Source organism: Mycobacterium sp. E136 (assembly GCF_001666865.1).
Lineage (GTDB): Bacteria > Actinomycetota > Actinomycetes > Mycobacteriales > Mycobacteriaceae > Mycobacterium.
The window spans coordinates 1-16,268 of the sequence record NZ_LZJE01000315.1; the positions used below are offsets into that span (position 1 = coordinate 1).

Genomic DNA, 16,268 nt, shown 5'->3' on the forward strand with positions numbered 1-16,268 from the left:
GGTAGACATCGGTTCCCTCGATCTGAACGACGGGCTTGCCGTCGACCTCGCCGAGCGTGTCGAACGTCGGCCCCGGCCCCAGGGAGACGTACGGCACCGTCACGACCGACACCAGCACCCCGAACACCAGGATCGGCACGAGCGCGACGAGCAACGTCAAAGTCCGCCTGTTCACGCCGCCCAATCTAAAGGTTGCGCCGTGATTCGCTGTCAGCGAAGGCGCCCACCGACCGGGGCGCGTCCTGGTGGGTACCGTTGAGGGCATGGCTGACCTGCCTTTCGGCTTCTCCGCCGGGGCCGACGTTCGACACGCTCGGCGAGGTCGACGGCAAGCCCGTCGTTCAGATCGAGGGAACCGATGTCTACCCGACGTCGGGACACCTGAACATGACGACGGTGTCGCAGCGCGACCAGCTGCGGCTGGGCGAGGCGATGGCGCTGTGGCTGTCGGGCCGCGAACAACTGGTTCCGCGCGATCTGGTCTACCCGCCCGACAAGACGCGCGAAGAGGTCAACGAGGCCAACACCGCCGACTTCCGCAACTCCGAACGCAGCGCCGAGTACGCCGCACTGCACTACCTGGACTTCCCGATGGCGGTGACGGTGGAGAACGTCAACGACCCGGGCCCGTCGGCGGGCAAGCTGCACGACGGCGACGCGATCGACGCCGTCAACGGCACGCCGGTGACCAAGCTCGAGGAGTTCCAGGACCTGTTGAAGGACACCAAGCCGGGCGACAAGGTGACCCTGGACTACCGGCGCAAGGACGCGCCGTCCGGCTCGGCCACCATCACGCTGGGCAAGCATCCCGAACGCGATCAGGGGTTCCTCGGCATCGGCGTGCTCGACGCGCCGTGGGCGCCGTTCGCGGTCGACTTCAACCTCGCCAACATCGGCGGACCGTCGGCGGGGCTGATGTTCTCCCTGGCCGTGGTCGACAAGCTCACCACCGGCGACCTCAACGACGGGCAGTTCGTCGCCGGCAGCGGGACCATCACCGGTGACGGCGAGGTCGGTTCCATCGGCGGCATCACCCACAAGATGCTCAGCGCGCACGAGGCGGGCGCGACGATCTTCCTGGTGCCGGCCGACAACTGCGAGGAGGCCAAGACGGCACCGCAGGACGGTATGGAGCTGGTCAAGGTCGGCACCCTGTCGGAGGCCGTCGGCGCGTTGAAGACCTTGTCCGCCGGTGGCGAACGGCCGCATTGTTAGGTCATCGGCGAAAAGCCGTTGCGTAGAGTTGTGGCCACGTCAAGCAGGACGTACGGGAACCAGACTGGAGTCATCGAGTGGGTATGCGGCCCGCGGCACGAATGCCGAAGCTGACACGACGTAGCCGAATTCTCATCGCGGTGGGGGCCGTCATCGTGCTCCTGTTGCTGATCGGGCCGCGCCTGATCGACACCTACGTCGACTGGCTGTGGTTCGGCGAACTCGGATACCGCTCGGTGTTCACCACGGTGCTGTTCACCCAGATCCTGCTGTTCCTTGTCGTTGCGCTGCTGATCGGTTCGATCCTGTTCGCCGGGCTGGCGCTGGCCTATCGCACCCGGCCGGTGTTCGTGCCGACCAACGGCCCCAACGATCCGGTGGCGAGCTACCGCACCGCGGTGATGGCGCGGCTGCGGCTCGTCGGCTTCGGGATCCCCGCGCTCATCGGATTGTTCGTCGGGCTGTTCGCGCTTGGACAGTGGGAGACCGTGCAGCTCTTCCTGCACGGCAACAGCTTCGGGATCACCGACCCGCAGTTCGGCAAGGATCTGGGCTTCTACGCCTTCGACCTGCCGTTCTACCGTCTGGTCCTGAACTATCTGTTCGTCGCGGCCTTCCTGGCCTTCATCGGAAACCTGTTGGGCCACTACCTGTTCGGCGGCATCCGGCTGTCCGGGCGCGCCGGGGCGCTGAGCCGTGCGGCGCGCATCCAGCTGATCACGCTCGTCGGCATCCTGATGCTGCTCAAGGCGTTCGCGTACTGGCTGGACCGCTACGAGCTGCTGAGCCACACCCGCGGCGGTAAGCCGTTCACCGGTGCGGGCTACACCGACATCAACGCGGTGCTGCCCGCGAAGCTGATCCTGTTGGCGATCGCCGTGATCTGTGCGGCGGCGGTGTTCTCCGCGATCGTGCTGCGCGATCTGCGCATCCCGGCGATCGGCGTGGTGCTGCTGCTGCTCTCGTCGCTGGTGGTCGGCGCGGGCTGGCCTCTGGTGGTCGAGCAGTTCAGCGTCAAACCCAATGCCGCGCAGAAGGAAAGCGAATACATCAGCCGAAGTATCTCGGCGACCAGAAACGCCTACGGGCTGACCGACGACGTCGTCACCTACCGCGACTACAGCGGCGATGCGGCGGCCACCGCCCAGCAGGTCGCCGCGGACCGGGCGACCACGTCGAACATCCGTCTGCTCGACCCGACCATCGTCAGCCCCGCGTTCACCCAGTTCCAGCAGGGCAAGAACTTCTACTACTTCCCGGATCAGCTGTCGATGGACCGCTACGTCGGGCGCGACGGCAACCTGCGCGACTACGTGGTCGCCGCCCGCGAGCTCAACCCCGACCGGCTGATCGACAACCAGCGCGACTGGATCAACCGCCACAGCGTCTACACGCACGGCAACGGTTTCATCGCCTCTCCGGCGAACACCGTGCGCGGCGTCGCCAACGACCCGAACCAGAACGGCGGCTACCCGGAGTTCCTCGCCAGCGTGGTGGGCGCCAACGGCAGCGTCGTCTCGCCCGGCCCCGCGCCGCTGGATCAGCCGCGCATCTACTACGGACCGGTCATCGCCAACACCCCGGCCGACTACGCGATCGTCGGCAAGAACGGCGACGTCGACCGCGAGTACGACTACGAGACCAACACCGAGACCAAGAACTACACCTACGGCGGCCAAGGCGGTGTGCCGGTCGGCAACTGGCTGGCGCGCTCGGTGTTCGCGGCCAAGTTCGCGGAACGAAACTTCTTGTTCTCGAACGTGATCGGCGAGAACAGTAAGATCTTGTTCAACCGCGACCCGGCCAAGCGCGTCGAGGCCGTCGCACCGTGGCTGACCACCGACACCAGCGTGTATCCCGCCATCGTGAACAAGCGGATGGTGTGGATCGTCGACGGCTACACCACGCTGGACAACTACCCGTACTCGGAGCTGACGACGCTGTCGAGCGCGACGGCGGACTCCAACGAGGTGGCCATCAACCGCCTCGCGCCGGACAAGCAGGTGTCCTACATCCGTAACTCCGTGAAGGCCACGGTCGATGCGTACGACGGCACGGTGTCGCTGTACGCGCAGGACGAGAACGATCCGGTCCTGCAGGCATGGATGAAGGTGTTCCCGGGCACGGTGAAGCCGAAGAGCGAGATCACGCCGGAACTGCAGCAGCACCTGCGCTATCCCGAGGACCTGTTCAAGGTGCAGCGCGCGCTGTTGGCCAAGTACCACGTCGACGACCCGGTGACATTCTTCTCGACGTCGGATTTCTGGGATGTGCCGCTGGACCCGAACCCGACGGCGAGCAGCTATCAGCCGCCGTACTACATCGTCGCCAAAGACCTTGCCTCCGATGACCGTTCGGCATCATTCCAGCTGACCAGCGCGATGAACCGGTTCCGCCGCGACTTCCTGGCCGCCTACATCAGCGCCAGTTCGGATCCCGACACCTACGGCAAACTCACGGTGTTGACCATTCCCGGTCAGGTCAACGGCCCGAAGCTGGCGTTCAACGCGATCAGCACCGACACCGCGGTCAGCCAGGACCTGGGCGTCATCGGCCGCGACAACCAGAACCGCATCCGGTGGGGCAACCTGCTGACGCTGCCGGTGGCGCAGGGCGGGTTGCTCTACGTCGCACCGGTGTACGCCTCGCCGGGGGCCAGCGACGCCGCGTCGTCGTACCCGCGGCTGATCCGCGTCGCGATGATGTACAACGACAAGGTCGGCTACGGGCCGACAGTGCGCGATGCGCTCACCGAGCTGTTCGGTCCCGGCGCGGACGCCACAGCCACCGGTCCCGCGCCTCTCGCCGGACCCGGCGGACAGCAACCCGCCGCGCAGACCCCCGCCGACGGCCAGCCGCCGACGGGCCGCACACCTGCCAACCAGGAAGGTCGGGCGCCGGAGGTACCCACGCCGGCTGCGGTGCCGCCCAGTGGCCCGGTGCAGCTGTCGGGCCCGAAAGCCGCTGCGTTGCAAGAGGTCAACACGGCGCTCGACTCGCTGCGTCAGGCCCAGCAGAGCGGGAACTTCACCGAGTTCGGTGAGGCGCTGCAACGGCTCGACGACGCGATGGAGAGGTACCAGTCCGCAAGCTGACGCGGGCGGCGTGACGCGCGAGTGCCCCACTCGAAGCCGCGAGGGACCGTGTTTGCACAGCGACACGCCGCGACAGTGCGTACATTTGCGGTCGCTCGCGCGGTTTCAAAGGCCACGCAACCGCAGGCGTGACGTGACTCACCACCGTCGGTGACCGCGCGATTTGGAACTGGACGAGCGCCTTCGGTAACGTGGCGTTCACCCGACGCGGGGTGGAGCAGCTCGGTAGCTCGCTGGGCTCATAACCCAGAGGTCGCAGGTTCGAATCCTGTCCCCGCTACTAGGTAAGACGGCCCTCGGAGGAAACTTCGGGGGCCGTTTTCAATGGCGTTTCAAGGGCGCCGCTCAGCCGGCCGCTTCGGCCTTCGCCTTGAGGCGCTGCAGCGTGAGCTTGATGTGTTCGGCATTTGCGGAGTCGCGGTCGCGCACGCCGGTCGCCATCCCCGCGACCGTCTTGAACCACCCCGGCCGTTTGTCCCAGGTGCGTTCGGTGACGGTGCAGCCACCGTCGGCAGGAGTGATGTCGTAGCGCCATCGCGCCACGGGAATGGCAAAGCTCTTCACGTCGAAGGCGAACGTCCGGCCCGGCTCCGCGTCGGTGACGGTGCAGGTCGTGGTCCACTCCTTGCCGCCGTTGCTGTTGTGGCCTCTGAAGACGGCGCCCGCAGTGACCCGGTCGCCCTTGTGCCACTCCATCCGGTCGGCTTCCTCGGCCAGCGACGCCAACGTCGGAAGGTCGGTGATCAGTGCGTAGACCGCGGCCGGGTCGGCGGCGATGTACGTCGACTCTTCAATAGAGGCAGGCCCGGTTTCGCTCATCCCGCGATCGTAGCCAGCGGTGCGGAGATCCCGGGTTGCCGGGTGCGATCCCGGCAGCCCAAACTGCTTGAGGTGTTGCGCGACGAAGGAGGCCGCGATGGCGTTGGTCGTTGATCCGCTCGGCGACATCGGGGTCATCCGTCTGTCCCGCTGGATCTTCAACTGCTACCTGATCCGTGGCGATCGCTCCTATGTGGTGGTCGACGCGGGCATGCCAGGCAGCGCCGACGACGTCGCCGGCGTGCTCTCGGTCCACCGCGGCACCGTCGGTGCCGTCGTGGCCACCCACGGTCACAGCGACCATGTCGCCGGGGCGCCGCGCCTGGCCGCCGAGCACGGGGTGGGACTGCATCTTCCCGAGGTCACTCTTGGGTACCTAGACGGCACGCGAATGCCGCGCACCCCGACATTGAGCAAGGTCGCCCAGATCTGGCCCACCCTCATGAGCCAGCCGCTGGACCTGACCGGGCTGCACGGCTTCGTCGCCGGCGCCCGCATCGCGGGCTACGGCGGAGCCAAGGGGATGGTCGGCGACGCCCTGGGTGGGGCACAGCCGTTGACCGACGGTCAGCCGCTGCCCGGCTCGCCCGGTTGGGAGGTGCTACACGTGCCCGGCCACACCGACGACTCGACGGCCTTCTGGCATGCCGAAAGCCGGACCCTGATCTCCGGCGACGCGGTGCTCAGCGCGGACGGGCAGGCATGGTTCACCCCGGAGACCGTCGACGACTCCGCGGCGGCACGCAGTGAGAAGCGCATGCGCGCGCTGCCCGTCGAGCATCTGCTGCCCGGCCACGGTCTGCCGGTGCACCGCGCCGACGTGTGGGCCGACACGCGCTGATTCCGTTGGAGAGGTCGCGAAGTCCTGTCAGCAAGGGCCGCTGCGAATTCGGCCGCCACCGCCCCCCGACGGTCGTAAGCTCACGGCGATGCTGGGGAAGTCCACGATCAGGTTCCTTCCCCTCGGCGCCCGTCGAATGGCGTACGAGGTCTCCGGCGACGGGCCACCGCTCGTCGCCCCGGCGTGGTGGGTCAGCCACCTCGAACTCGACGCGCAGAGCCCGATCTTCCGGCGCTTCTGGGGAGACATCGCCGACGGCTACACCCTCGTCCGCTACGACCGCCTCGGTGTCGGGATGTCGGACCGCGCACTCACCGAGGCCGACCTGACCATCGACCGTGAGGTCGCGACGCTGCGCACGCTCCTCGACGAACTCGAACTCGACCGCGTCTCGCTGCTGGGCGGCTCGTCGGGGAGTTGCACCGCCATAGCGTTCGCCGCCGCGTTTCCCGAGCGTGTCGACCGCCTCGTGCTGTACGGGTCCTACTGTGACGGCTCGACTCTCACGGCGCCCAACGTGTCCGATGCGATCCTCGCGGCGGTGCGCGCGCACTGGGGTCTGGGGTCCCGCATGCTCGGCGACATCTTCCTCGGCAGTGCCGAGCCCGCGGAGCAGGACCATTTCGCGCGGATTCAACGCGAGGCGGCGACGGCTGAAACCGCTGCCGCCCTATTGGATTTCGTTTACCACGTCGACGTCCGCGATCAGCTGCCCCTCGTTCGCTGCCCGGTGCACGTCGTCCACCGCCGCGACGACCGGGCCGTGCCGTACCGCTGCGGGCGTGAGGTCGCGGCCGCGATTGCGGGCGCGACTCTCCTACCGTTGCAGGGCAGCGCACACTTCCCCTGGCACGGCGACGCCGCATCCGTCGTCCGCGCCTGCCGGCAGGGGCTGGTGCCCGCCGCAACGCCGACCGACGATCCGGGCGCGGGGGAGCCCACCCTGTTGTCGGAGCGGGAGCGAGAAATCCTCGCCTGCATCGCACGCGGTCTCGGCGACCGCGAGATCGCCGAACACCTTGTGCTGAGCCCTCATACGGTGCACCGTCACGTCGCCAACATCCGGCGCAAGCTCGGCAGCTCGTCACGCACGGCCGCGGTGGCCGAGGCCGCCCGCCTCGGCCTCCTGTGATGCCGGAATCGGCCATCTGAGCAAGATGGCCGCTTCGGGCGATGCGTGCCCCACGGGCGCCTTCATATCGTCACGCCATGACCGATATCGATACCGCCACCGCACCGTCGACCAACCCTCCGTCCGCGCTGTGGCTACAAGTCTTCGCCCGGCTGTATGACCCGTTTCTCTGGCTGGGTGAGGCATCCGGCATGCGTCGCCGCCGCCGCGAACTTCTCGCCGACGCCTACGGCCGGGTGGTCGAGATCGGCGCGGGCACCGGACTGAACTTCGCGCACTACCCCGATGATGTCACCGAACTCATCCTCACCGAACCCGAGCCCGGAATGCGCCGCAAGCTCGCCCGGCGCCTCGCCCGCCATGGCCGCGTCGGACGGATCCTCGACGCGCCCGCGCAGCGCCTGCCCTTGGCCGACGCTTCGGTCGACACCGTCGTCTCGACGCTGGTGCTCTGCACCGTCGACGACCCGCTCGGCGCACTGCGCGAGATCGCCCGCGTGCTCCGCCCGAATGGACAGTTGCTGTTCATCGAGCACGTGCGGGCGGAGTCGCGCTTCCTCGCCGGATGCCAGGACGCGCTCCGCGAACCCTGTCGACACTTTGCAGGCGGATGCATCTGCAACCGGTCGACCGTCGAGACCATGCGCGCCTGCGGCTTCACGGTCACCGCCCGACGCGCGGTGTGGCGCGGCATGCCGTCGGTCGTCCATCCACTGGCGGTGGGCCGCGCGACCCTCTGACCCCCTGCCAGCCCGCAAACGGGCGTCGGTTAGCTTTACCTAAATTGACTAGTCCGACAAGCGCCCGTCGAGGCGGGAATAAGCACGGCGAGGGTGTTCATGGAATCGTTGGCAGCGGTATTGGCCGAACGCTTGACCAACTCGGCGAACGGCCTCTTCGTCTTCGACAACGGCGCCTGGACGCGCCACCCCTGGCCGCAGGTGCACGCTCGCTCGGAGAACCTTGCCGACTGGTTGCTCAACGAGGAGGTCGCGGCCCTCGGCCTGGCCAACGAGCCCACCGTCGAACTCATCGCGGCGATCCTCGGAGCATTCCAGGCCGGCGTCCCGGTGACCATTGCGCCCGGCCCGGTCCGAGGCGCCGACGCCGAGAAGTGGGCGCAGTCCACGGTCGCCCGGTTCGCAGGAATGGGCGTCAGTCACGTCCTCAGCACGGGTCGGCAGCTCGAACAGCTGCGTCTGATCGACGGCGGCCCGGTAGCCAAGGAGTTGGATTCCGTTGCCCCACTGACGAGATCGACGAGTTTCCAGCGGCTGGACCGGCCGGCCGCCGTCGCGATTCTGCAGGGCACAGCGGGTTCGACGGGCGTGCCGCGGGCAGTAAAACTCTCACCGGATGCGGTGCTGGCCAACCTCGATGGGCTGAATTCGCGCATTGGGGTAGGGGCCGACGACGTCGGCTGCTCGTGGCTGCCGCTGTACCACGACATGGGCTTGAGCTTCGTGCTCGCCGGGGCGCTGGCCGGAATCGACGTGTGGCAGGCGCCGACCGGAGCGTTTCAGGCCTCGCCGTTTCGGTGGCTGAGCTGGCTCACCGAGAGTCACGCCACCATCACCGCCGCGCCGAACATGGCCTACGGCCTGATCGGCAAGTACTCGCGACGGGTCACCGACGTCGACCTCTCCAGGCTGCGTTTCGCGCTCAACGGCGGTGAACCCGTCGACTGTGAGCTCACCGCGCGGTTCGCCGACGAGATGGCCCGATTCGGGTTTCCCGCCGGCGCGCTCGCACCCTCCTACGGGCTCGCCGAATCCACCTGCGCGGTAACGGTTCCCGAGCCCGGACGCGGACTGATCGTCGACGACGACGGTCACGCGCTGCTCGGCGAACCGATATCCGGTATGTCGGTGCGCATCGAACCGCGCGGCGACGACAAGGTCGGTGAGATCCACATCCGCGGCACCTCGATGATGTCGGGCTACCGCGGCGACACCCCGCGCAACGCCGACGACTGGTTCGCCACAGGCGATCTCGGCTACGTCGTCGACGGCAGCCTCGTGGTGTGCGGTCGTGCCAAGGAACTGATCACGGTGGCCGGGCGCAACATCTTTCCCGCCGAGGTGGAACGGGTGGCCGCAGGTGCGCCGGGTGTGCGCGAGGGCGCAGTGGTGGCCGTCGGAGTGGGGGAGCGGTCGATTCGGCCCGGTGTCGCGATCGTCGCCGAGTTCCGCGGACCCGACGAGGCGACGTCGCGCGCCGACCTGATCGAGCGCGTCGCATCCGAATGCGGCGTGGTACCCACCGATGTCGTCTTCGTCCGGCCCGGCACGCTGCCGCGCACCTCGTCGGGCAAGCTGCGCAGGCTCGAGGTGAAACGGGACCTGTTGCAACAGCAGCAGTGACGCACCGACGCGCATGACAGGATGACGCGCGTGGGTGAACGCGTCAGCTTCCCGAGCACCAGCGGACCCGCCCTCGCGGGCGTGATCGACGTCCCCGACGGCGACGTCCGCGGATGGGGCGTGTTCGCCCACGGGTTCACGCTCGGCAAGAACTCGCCCGCCGCCAGCCGGATCTGCAAACAACTCGCCAGCGAGGGCATCGGAATGCTGCGGTTCGACAACCTCGGCCTCGGCGATTCGGAGGGCGACTGGAGCGACGGTTCGTTTTCGCACAAGGTGGCCGACACCGTGCGCGCCGTCGAGTTCATGAACTCCTCCGACCGCGAGGTACGCCTCCTCGTGGGGCATTCCTTCGGTGGCTCGGCCGTCATCGCCGCCGCCCACGAGTGCCCGACGGTGAAGGCGGTCGCCACCGTCGCCGCACCCTACGAACCCGCCCACGTCGAGCGGATCTATGACGCGCTCGTCGAGCGCATCGAGGAGGAGGGGGAGGCGCAGTTTCACATCGGCGGCAAGGCGCTGACCCTCAAGCGGCATTTTCTCGAGGACGTCCGCGACGCCGATCTGCGCGAGCGCATCCACTCCCTGCGCCGCGCGCTGCTCGTGATGCACTCGCCGACGGACAACACCGTCGGCATCGAGAACGCCAGCGAGATCTTCCAGGCCGCGCGGCATCCGCGCAGTTTCGTATCCCTCGAGGGCGCCGACCATCTGCTGACGGGCAAAGATCAGGCGGCGCGGGCGGCGCGCATTGTGAGCGCCTGGGCCGACCCGTATCTGTAGGCAGCGTCACCGGACGGCGACGACGACCTTGCCCTTCGCCGAGCGGTCTTCGAGCGCGGCGATAGCGTCCGCCGCGCGCTCGAACGGAAACACCTGCGGTTGCGGCGCCGACACCTTGCCCGACGCGAGCAGCGGCTCGAGCTCGGCCCACTGCTCGGCGAGATAGTTGGGATGGGTGAAAGTCCATGCGCCCCAACCCACACCGACCGCGTCGACGTTGTTGAGCAGCAACCGGTTCACCTTGACCGTCGGGATCTCGCCGCCGGTGAAACCGACCACGAGCAGTCGGCCACCGGGGGCGAGCGACCGCAACGAATCGGTGAACCGGTCGCCACCGACCGGGTCGACGACGATGTCGACGCCGCGGCCCTCGGTCAGCTCCTTCACCTTGTCCTTGAACCCGTCGACGGGCACGACGTCCGTCGCGCCGGCCGCCTTGGCCACCTCGGCCTTCTCGTCGGTGCTCACCACTGCGATCACCCGCGACGCGCCCCACGCGGGCGCCAGCCGCAGCGTCGACGTGCCGATGCCGCCGGCCGCGCCGTGCACCAGCACGGTCTCGCCCTCGGCCAGCCGTCCGCGGGTGCGCAGCGCGTGGTGCATCGTGAGGTCGTTGAAGAGCAGACCCGCTCCGGCCTCGAAGGAGACGTTGTCGGGCAGCTTGAAAACCCGTTCGGCGGGCAGCGCGACCACCTCGGCCATCGCGCCGCACAACATCGTCAGCGCCGCGACGCGGTCGCCTGCCCGCACATGCGCGTCGGCTGGCGCACTGCGCACGACGCCTGCGACCTCGCCGCCGGGCGTGTACGGCATCTCCGGCTTGTACTGGTAGAGCCCGCGCGATTGCAGGACGTCGGGGAATGCGACCCCGGCGGCGTGCACCTCGATGACGACCGCGCCGTCGCCGTCCGGCTCATCGACATCGACGAGCTTGGCGGCTTGAGGTCCATCGAGGCTGGCTATCTGAATGGCGCGCATGCCGCCATTTAACTCCCCTCGGTTCGTGGACCTGCGCCGCGGCACCGATCGTCGCGAAACGCGGCGGGGGTTACACGGTTGCCGCACACTGTTAGATAAGCTCACTTACGCGGCAACGTTGCCGAGTTCGAACGGAGCGCACATGACCACTGGTCCCCGCAGCCGGTCGAGGGTTCACGCCTTCGCGCCCGCGCAGTCCCTGCCCCCCGGTCGCGCCGTCGAGGTGCGCTCCCGAGATGGCATCCGCCTGCACGCCGAGGTCTTCGGACGCGAGGACGGCTATCCGATCGTGCTCGCGCACGGCATCACCTGCGCGCTCCGGGTGTGGGCCCATCAGATCGCCGACCTGTCGCAGGACTACCGCGTGATCGCGTTCGACCACCGCGGCCACGGCCGCAGCGCGGTCCCGGTCCGTCGCGGCGCCTACAGCCTCGACCATTTGGCCGGCGACCTCGACTCCGTGCTCGAGGCGACGCTCGCACCCGGCGAACGCGCCGTCATCGCGGGCCACTCGATGGGCGGGATCGCGATCACGTCATGGTCGGAGCGGTTCGCCGAGCGGGTGACCGAACGCGCCGACGCCGTCGCACTGATCAATACCACCACCGGCGACCTGTTGCGCAACGTCAAGCTGCTGCCGGTGCCCGCACCGCTGGCGAACGTCCGCGTCCGCACCGCGGGGACCCTGCTGAAGACGTTCGGCGCGGTGCCGGTGCCGCGCGCCATCCACGGCCCGAATCAGCGCTTCCTGTCCATGTTGGCGGTGGGCCGCGACGCCGACCCCGCGATCACGGCGTTCGTCCACGAACTGTTCGCCGCCACGTCACCGATCGGCCGCGGCGGCTGGGCCCGCACACTCGTCGATCACCTCGGCCCACAGCACATCGGCCTCCACAATCTGGTCGTGCCCACCCTGGTGATCGGCAGCGAAAAGGACCGGCTGCTGCCGGTGACGTCGTCTCGCCGCATCGCCGAAGAGGTGCCCAACCTCACCGAGTTCGTGGAATTGGCCGGTGGGCACTGCGCCATCCTCGAACGGCCCGCCGAGGTCAACAAGCACCTGCGTGCGCTGGTCGAGTCGGTGACCGCTGAGCGCCGGGTCAGCTCCTAGTCAGCCGGCCAGCGCGCGGTGCACCTCGTCGGCGGCGCGCCTGCCCGATCGGACGGCGCCGTCGAGGAAGCCGGTCCATGTATCGGCGGTTTCCGTTCCGGCCCAATGGATTCCATTGACCGGTTTGCGCAGCCACGGTCCGTATGTCGTCCACGATCCGGGCGGTACAGCAGCGGTCGGCCCGCCCGGTGCGAACTGCTCGGCACTCCAGCAGTGGTCGAGATAGTCGATCGGGTCGAGGGCGGCATTACCGAACAGCGCGGCGAAGCCCGACAGCGCGCGGTCCCTGCGCTGCGCCGGTGGCAGCGAGTCGAACGAGCGGGCGTCGACGAAGCCGAGCAGGATGCCGGGCCCGTCCCCCGAGGGGCTGACGTCGAACGTGATGAACACCGGCCCCTCGTCGGAAAGTGCTTCTCCCGAAAGCCCTTTGGGACGCCAGAACGGTGTCTCGTACGCGGCGTAGGCCTTGCTCAGGTTGCCCTGGGGCCAGTGCTGGGCGAGCTTGCCGTACTCCGCGGGTAGGCCGGGCAGGAATTCGATCGCCTTGCGGTGTTCGGGCGGGATGGCGACGACGACGGCTTTGGCGCGCACGGCGCCCTGATCCGATGTAACCGTGAGCATTCCGTCGCTGTGGGTCTCGATGCTGCGGACCGGGGCGTTGAGCACGACGCGCGACCCCAACTCCTCTGCCATCCGCAGCGCGATCTGCTGCGTGCCGCCGGGAAAGCGGCTCTGCTGCGCACCGCCCTCGACGTCGAGCATGCGGTCGAGCCCGCCCGCGGCCCTGACGTAGCGCACGGCGTGCAGCATCGACACCGCGTCGGGTTCGCAACCCCAGGTGACCCGCGACATGATCGCCATCAGGTCCCGCGTTCCGGCGCTCGCGTGTACCGACTTCAGCCAGCCGTCGAGCGACAGGGAGTCCAGCGCGTCGGCCTGCGGGGCCGTCCACGGCGCCTCGACGGCCACCCGCCGGGACGCCCGCTCGAAGCGCCATTGGATGCGCGACACGTCGAGCAGTTCGACGATCGACAGTCGCGGAATGGTGCTGCGGTACGAGCGGACTCGTCCGCGCCACCGGATCAGGTTCTTGCCCTCGCTGAAGGTGGGCACCGTCTCGCAGCCCAGCTCGGTGGCCAGCTCACCGACGGCGTCCTGGGTGGGTCCGATGAAGGTGCCGCCCAGGTCGACTGGCACTCCGGCGATGGTCGCCGTCGACGACCGTCCGCCGACGCGATCCCGCCCCTCGAGAACCACCACGTCGTATCCGAGCCGGACCAGTTCGCGCGCCGCTGTCAGCCCGGCGAATCCGGCGCCGACCACGACCGCGTCGGCACTGCCTTGCAACCCCACGCGATTAGGCTCTCACGGCGTGAAGGTCATGACAGCGTTGTTCGGCCCAACCGATGCGATCGAACGCGCGCGACTGCTGCGTGACGCGGGCGCCGGCGGTGTGTTCACGTTCGAAGGACCGCACGACGTGTTCGCACCCCTGACGCTGGCATCGACCGTCGGCGGCCTGGACCTGATGACCAATGTCGCCATTGCGTTTCCGCGCAACCCGATTCAGCTCGCCCACCAGGCGTACGACCATCAGCTGCTGGCCGAGGGACGCTTCATTCTGGGCCTCGGCACGCAGGTCCGCGCGCAGGTGGAGAAGCGCTACGGCGCGGCGTTCGACCGCCCCGTCGCCCGGATGAAGGAGATGGTCGCTGCGCTGCGTGCGGTGTTCGCCGCGTGGGAGACCGGCGAGCGTCTCGACTTTCGCGGCGAGTACTTCCGGCACACGCTGATGACCCCGACGTTCAACCCGGGTCCCAATGCGTACGGCCCTCCGCCGATCTACCTTGGCGCGCTCGGCCCGCGGTTGACCCACGCGACCGCTGCCGTAGCGGACGGCCTGTTGGTCATGCCGTTCGGTTCGAAGCGGTTCTTGCACGAGGTGACGATGCCGCAGGTGCGCGCCGGCCTGTCGGAATCGGGCCGGTCCTTCGACGACTTCGCACTGGTGCCCGAGATCATCGTGTCGGTGGGTGATCACGATGCGGCTCACGACGCGGCGCGCCGGTTGTTGGCGTTCTACGGCTCCACCCCGGCCTACCGCCCGGTGCTGGACGTGCACGGGTGGGGGGATCTGCAGCCGGAGCTGAACGCGATGTCCAAGCAGGGCCGGTGGCAGGAGATGGCGACGCTCATCGACGACGAGGTGCTGCACACCATCGCCGCGTGTGGCGCGCCGGCCGAGATCGCCGCCCACATCCGCGACCGCGTGGCCGGGGTGTCCGACCGCGTCTGCCTGTACCAGCCCGGCCCCATCGCGATCGACGCGTTGTCCGAGATCGTCGACGCGCTGACGGCTTGACTCCTATGGTGGTACTCAGCGGGACCAAAGGAGGTTGCGGATGAGTCGCGATGAGTATTCCGACGTGCTGATCATCGGGGCGGGAATATCGGGAATCGGCGCGGCCTACCGCCTGCAGGAGAAGAACCCGGGCGCGACCTACAAGGTCCTCGAGCGGCGGGCGCGGATCGGCGGCACGTGGGATCTGCACCGCTATCCGGGCATCCGCTCCGACAGCGACATCTTCACGCTCAGTTATCCGTTCGAGCCGTGGACCCGGCCGGAGAACGTGGCCGACGGTCCGGACATCCGCGACTACCTGGTGCAGACCGCGCGCAAGCACGGCATCGACGAACACATCCGGTACAACACCCATGTGCTGTCCGCGGACTGGGATTCGTCCACCGATATGTGGTCGGTGCACGCCGAAGAGGACGGGACGCCCGTCACGTATCGCAGCCGCTTCCTGTTCTTCGGCACGGGTTACTACAACTACGACGAGCCCTACCGACCGGACTTCCCGGGCCTCGAGGAGTTCAGCGGTGAGGTGGTACACCCGCAGCACTGGCCGGAATCGCTGGACTACGCGGGCAAGCGGCTGCTGGTGATCGGCAGCGGCGCAACGGCGGTCAGCATGATCCCGTCGCTGACCGAGACGGCCGGCCACGTGACGATGCTGCAGCGCTCGCCCACCTACATGCTGTCGGGTCCGCGGGTCAATCCCATCGTGCAGGCGCTGCGCAAGGTGCTGCCCGGCCGGGCGGGCTACTGGGGCGCACGCATCTACAACACGATCTTCACGGTGTTCATCTACGCGTTTGCCAAGGCAGCGCCGAAGCTCAGCAGGCGCTACATCCGGAACTACGCAAAGCGCAACCTGCCCAAGGATTATCCGGTCGACGTGCATTTCAAGCCGCGGTACGACCCGTGGGATCAACGGCTGTGCGCGATGCTCGACAACGACTTCTACGATGCGATCAACACCGGGCGCCTCGATGTGGTGACCGACCAGATCGACCACATCGATTCGACGGGCGTCGAGTTGCGGTCGGGTCAGCGGATCGACGCCGACATCATCATCACCGCGACCGGGATTCAGCTCCAGGCGCTCGGCGGGGTGCTCATCAGCATCGACGGCGAAGAGGTCAAACCGCAGGACCGCTTCGTCTACAAGGAGCACATGCTCGAGGACGTGCCGAACCTGGCCTGGTGCGTGGGCTACATCAACGCCTCGTGGACATTGCGCGCCGATCTGACCGCCCGCGCGTTCGCAAAGCTGGTCTCCTACATGGACTCTCACGGGTACACCCACGCTTACCCGCATCTGGGCGACAAACCGATGGCCGAGAAGCCGGCGTGGAACATCAACGCCGGTTACGTGCAGCGCGCCGCGCACGTGCTACCGAAGTCGGGCACGCACCGGCCGTGGAATGTCCGGCACAACTATGTGCTCGACGCGATCGATCACCGGCTCGACCGGATCGAGGAGTCGATGGTGTTCGGTCGGGCTCCGGTTCCGGTAACGCCGGTCGCCTGAAAACCCTTGGCGATTTCGGTGCACTTCCAGTCGCTGAGCGATAGGTAGTGCAC

The 16,268-nt window shown here is 68.1% G+C and carries 13 protein-coding genes, 1 tRNA gene and 1 pseudogene; 11 read left to right on the forward strand and 4 right to left on the reverse strand.

All coding sequences use genetic code 11. The features are described 5' to 3' along the window. Positions 1–175: pseudogene (locus tag A5698_RS28725) on the reverse strand (PDZ domain-containing protein); the annotation flags it as partial. 80 nt (positions 176–255) lie between these two features. Here A5698_RS28725 and A5698_RS20265 point away from each other — a divergent pair. The 3 genes from A5698_RS20265 to A5698_RS20275 all read left to right on the forward strand — a co-directional run bounded on the left by A5698_RS20265 (position 256) and on the right by A5698_RS20275 (position 4,590). Further along, positions 256–1,215, forward strand: a complete 960-nt coding sequence (locus A5698_RS20265; RefSeq protein WP_068300460.1) for a YlbL family protein — start codon at positions 256–258, stop codon at positions 1,213–1,215. A gap of 77 nt (positions 1,216–1,292) precedes the next feature. Next, a complete protein-coding gene (locus A5698_RS20270) occupies positions 1,293–4,310 on the forward strand; it encodes a UPF0182 family protein (RefSeq protein WP_068300462.1) in 3,018 nt (1,005 codons plus the stop codon). Between the two features lie 206 nt (positions 4,311–4,516). Further along, positions 4,517–4,590, forward strand: a tRNA-Met gene (locus A5698_RS20275). Positions 4,591–4,655: 65 nt separating this feature from the next. Here the strand turns inward: A5698_RS20275 and A5698_RS20280 are convergent. Continuing rightward, complete coding sequence (locus tag A5698_RS20280) at positions 4,656–5,129, reverse strand: SRPBCC family protein (RefSeq protein WP_068300464.1); 474 nt, start codon at positions 5,127–5,129, stop codon at positions 4,656–4,658. A 97-nt stretch (positions 5,130–5,226) separates the two neighbouring features. On the opposite strand from A5698_RS20280, the gene A5698_RS20285 reads away from it, so the two are divergent. The 5 genes from A5698_RS20285 to A5698_RS20305 all read left to right on the forward strand — a co-directional run bounded on the left by A5698_RS20285 (position 5,227) and on the right by A5698_RS20305 (position 10,248). Continuing rightward, positions 5,227–5,970, forward strand: a complete 744-nt coding sequence (locus tag A5698_RS20285) for an MBL fold metallo-hydrolase (protein WP_068300471.1) — start codon at positions 5,227–5,229, stop codon at positions 5,968–5,970. Between the two features lie 88 nt (positions 5,971–6,058). Further along, complete coding sequence (locus tag A5698_RS20290; RefSeq protein ID WP_068300473.1) at positions 6,059–7,102, forward strand: alpha/beta fold hydrolase; 1,044 nt, start codon at positions 6,059–6,061, stop codon at positions 7,100–7,102. 77 nt (positions 7,103–7,179) lie between these two features. Beyond that, entirely contained in the window at positions 7,180–7,842 is a 663-nt protein-coding gene (locus A5698_RS20295) for a class I SAM-dependent methyltransferase (RefSeq protein ID WP_068300475.1), read from the forward strand. A 99-nt stretch (positions 7,843–7,941) separates the two neighbouring features. Further along, a complete protein-coding gene (gene mbtM / locus A5698_RS20300; protein WP_068300587.1) occupies positions 7,942–9,465 on the forward strand; it encodes a long-chain-fatty acid--ACP ligase MbtM in 1,524 nt (507 codons plus the stop codon). 30 nt (positions 9,466–9,495) lie between these two features. Continuing rightward, on the forward strand, positions 9,496–10,248 hold the full coding sequence (locus tag A5698_RS20305) for an alpha/beta hydrolase family protein (RefSeq protein ID WP_068300589.1): 753 nt from the start codon (positions 9,496–9,498) through the stop codon (positions 10,246–10,248). A 6-nt stretch (positions 10,249–10,254) separates the two neighbouring features. On the opposite strand, the gene A5698_RS20310 is transcribed toward A5698_RS20305, so the two are convergent. Continuing rightward, positions 10,255–11,226: an NADPH:quinone oxidoreductase family protein gene (locus tag A5698_RS20310; protein WP_067081886.1), complete on the reverse strand. Its 972-nt coding sequence runs from the start codon at positions 11,224–11,226 to the stop codon at positions 10,255–10,257. A 142-nt stretch (positions 11,227–11,368) separates the two neighbouring features. On the opposite strand from A5698_RS20310, the gene A5698_RS20315 reads away from it, so the two are divergent. After that, positions 11,369–12,337 carry an alpha/beta fold hydrolase gene (locus tag A5698_RS20315; RefSeq protein ID WP_067081889.1) on the forward strand — a complete coding sequence of 323 codons (969 nt, stop codon included), beginning with the start codon at positions 11,369–11,371 and terminating at the stop codon, positions 12,335–12,337. On the opposite strand, the gene A5698_RS20320 is transcribed toward A5698_RS20315, so the two are convergent. Next, positions 12,338–13,690: a flavin monoamine oxidase family protein gene (locus A5698_RS20320; protein WP_068300477.1), complete on the reverse strand. Its 1,353-nt coding sequence runs from the start codon at positions 13,688–13,690 to the stop codon at positions 12,338–12,340. It abuts the gene before it with no gap. A 19-nt stretch (positions 13,691–13,709) separates the two neighbouring features. On the opposite strand from A5698_RS20320, the gene A5698_RS20325 reads away from it, so the two are divergent. Both A5698_RS20325 and A5698_RS20330 read left to right on the forward strand, forming a co-directional pair. Further along, positions 13,710–14,699 carry a TIGR03617 family F420-dependent LLM class oxidoreductase gene (locus A5698_RS20325; protein ID WP_068300479.1) on the forward strand — a complete coding sequence of 330 codons (990 nt, stop codon included), beginning with the start codon at positions 13,710–13,712 and terminating at the stop codon, positions 14,697–14,699. 40 nt (positions 14,700–14,739) lie between these two features. Continuing rightward, a complete protein-coding gene (locus A5698_RS20330) occupies positions 14,740–16,215 on the forward strand; it encodes a flavin-containing monooxygenase (protein WP_068300481.1) in 1,476 nt (491 codons plus the stop codon). Positions 16,216–16,268: the final 53 nt, after the last annotated feature.

Bases quoted from the DNA above. Each gene is read 5' to 3' on its own strand.
- A5698_RS20280 (WP_068300464.1), bottom strand. From the start codon at position 5,129: ATGAGCGAAACCGGGCCTGCCTCTATTGAAGAGTCGACGTACATCGCC.
- A5698_RS20285 (WP_068300471.1), top strand. From the start codon at position 5,227: ATGGCGTTGGTCGTTGATCCGCTCGGCGACATCGGGGTCATCCGTCTG.
- A5698_RS20290 (WP_068300473.1), top strand. From the start codon at position 6,059: ATGCTGGGGAAGTCCACGATCAGGTTCCTTCCCCTCGGCGCCCGTCGA.
- A5698_RS20295 (WP_068300475.1), top strand. From the start codon at position 7,180: ATGACCGATATCGATACCGCCACCGCACCGTCGACCAACCCTCCGTCC.
- mbtM (WP_068300587.1), top strand. From the start codon at position 7,942: ATGGAATCGTTGGCAGCGGTATTGGCCGAACGCTTGACCAACTCGGCG.
- A5698_RS20310 (WP_067081886.1), bottom strand. From the start codon at position 11,226: ATGCGCGCCATTCAGATAGCCAGCCTCGATGGACCTCAAGCCGCCAAG.
- A5698_RS20315 (WP_067081889.1), top strand. From the start codon at position 11,369: ATGACCACTGGTCCCCGCAGCCGGTCGAGGGTTCACGCCTTCGCGCCC.
- A5698_RS20330 (WP_068300481.1), top strand. From the start codon at position 14,740: ATGAGTCGCGATGAGTATTCCGACGTGCTGATCATCGGGGCGGGAATA.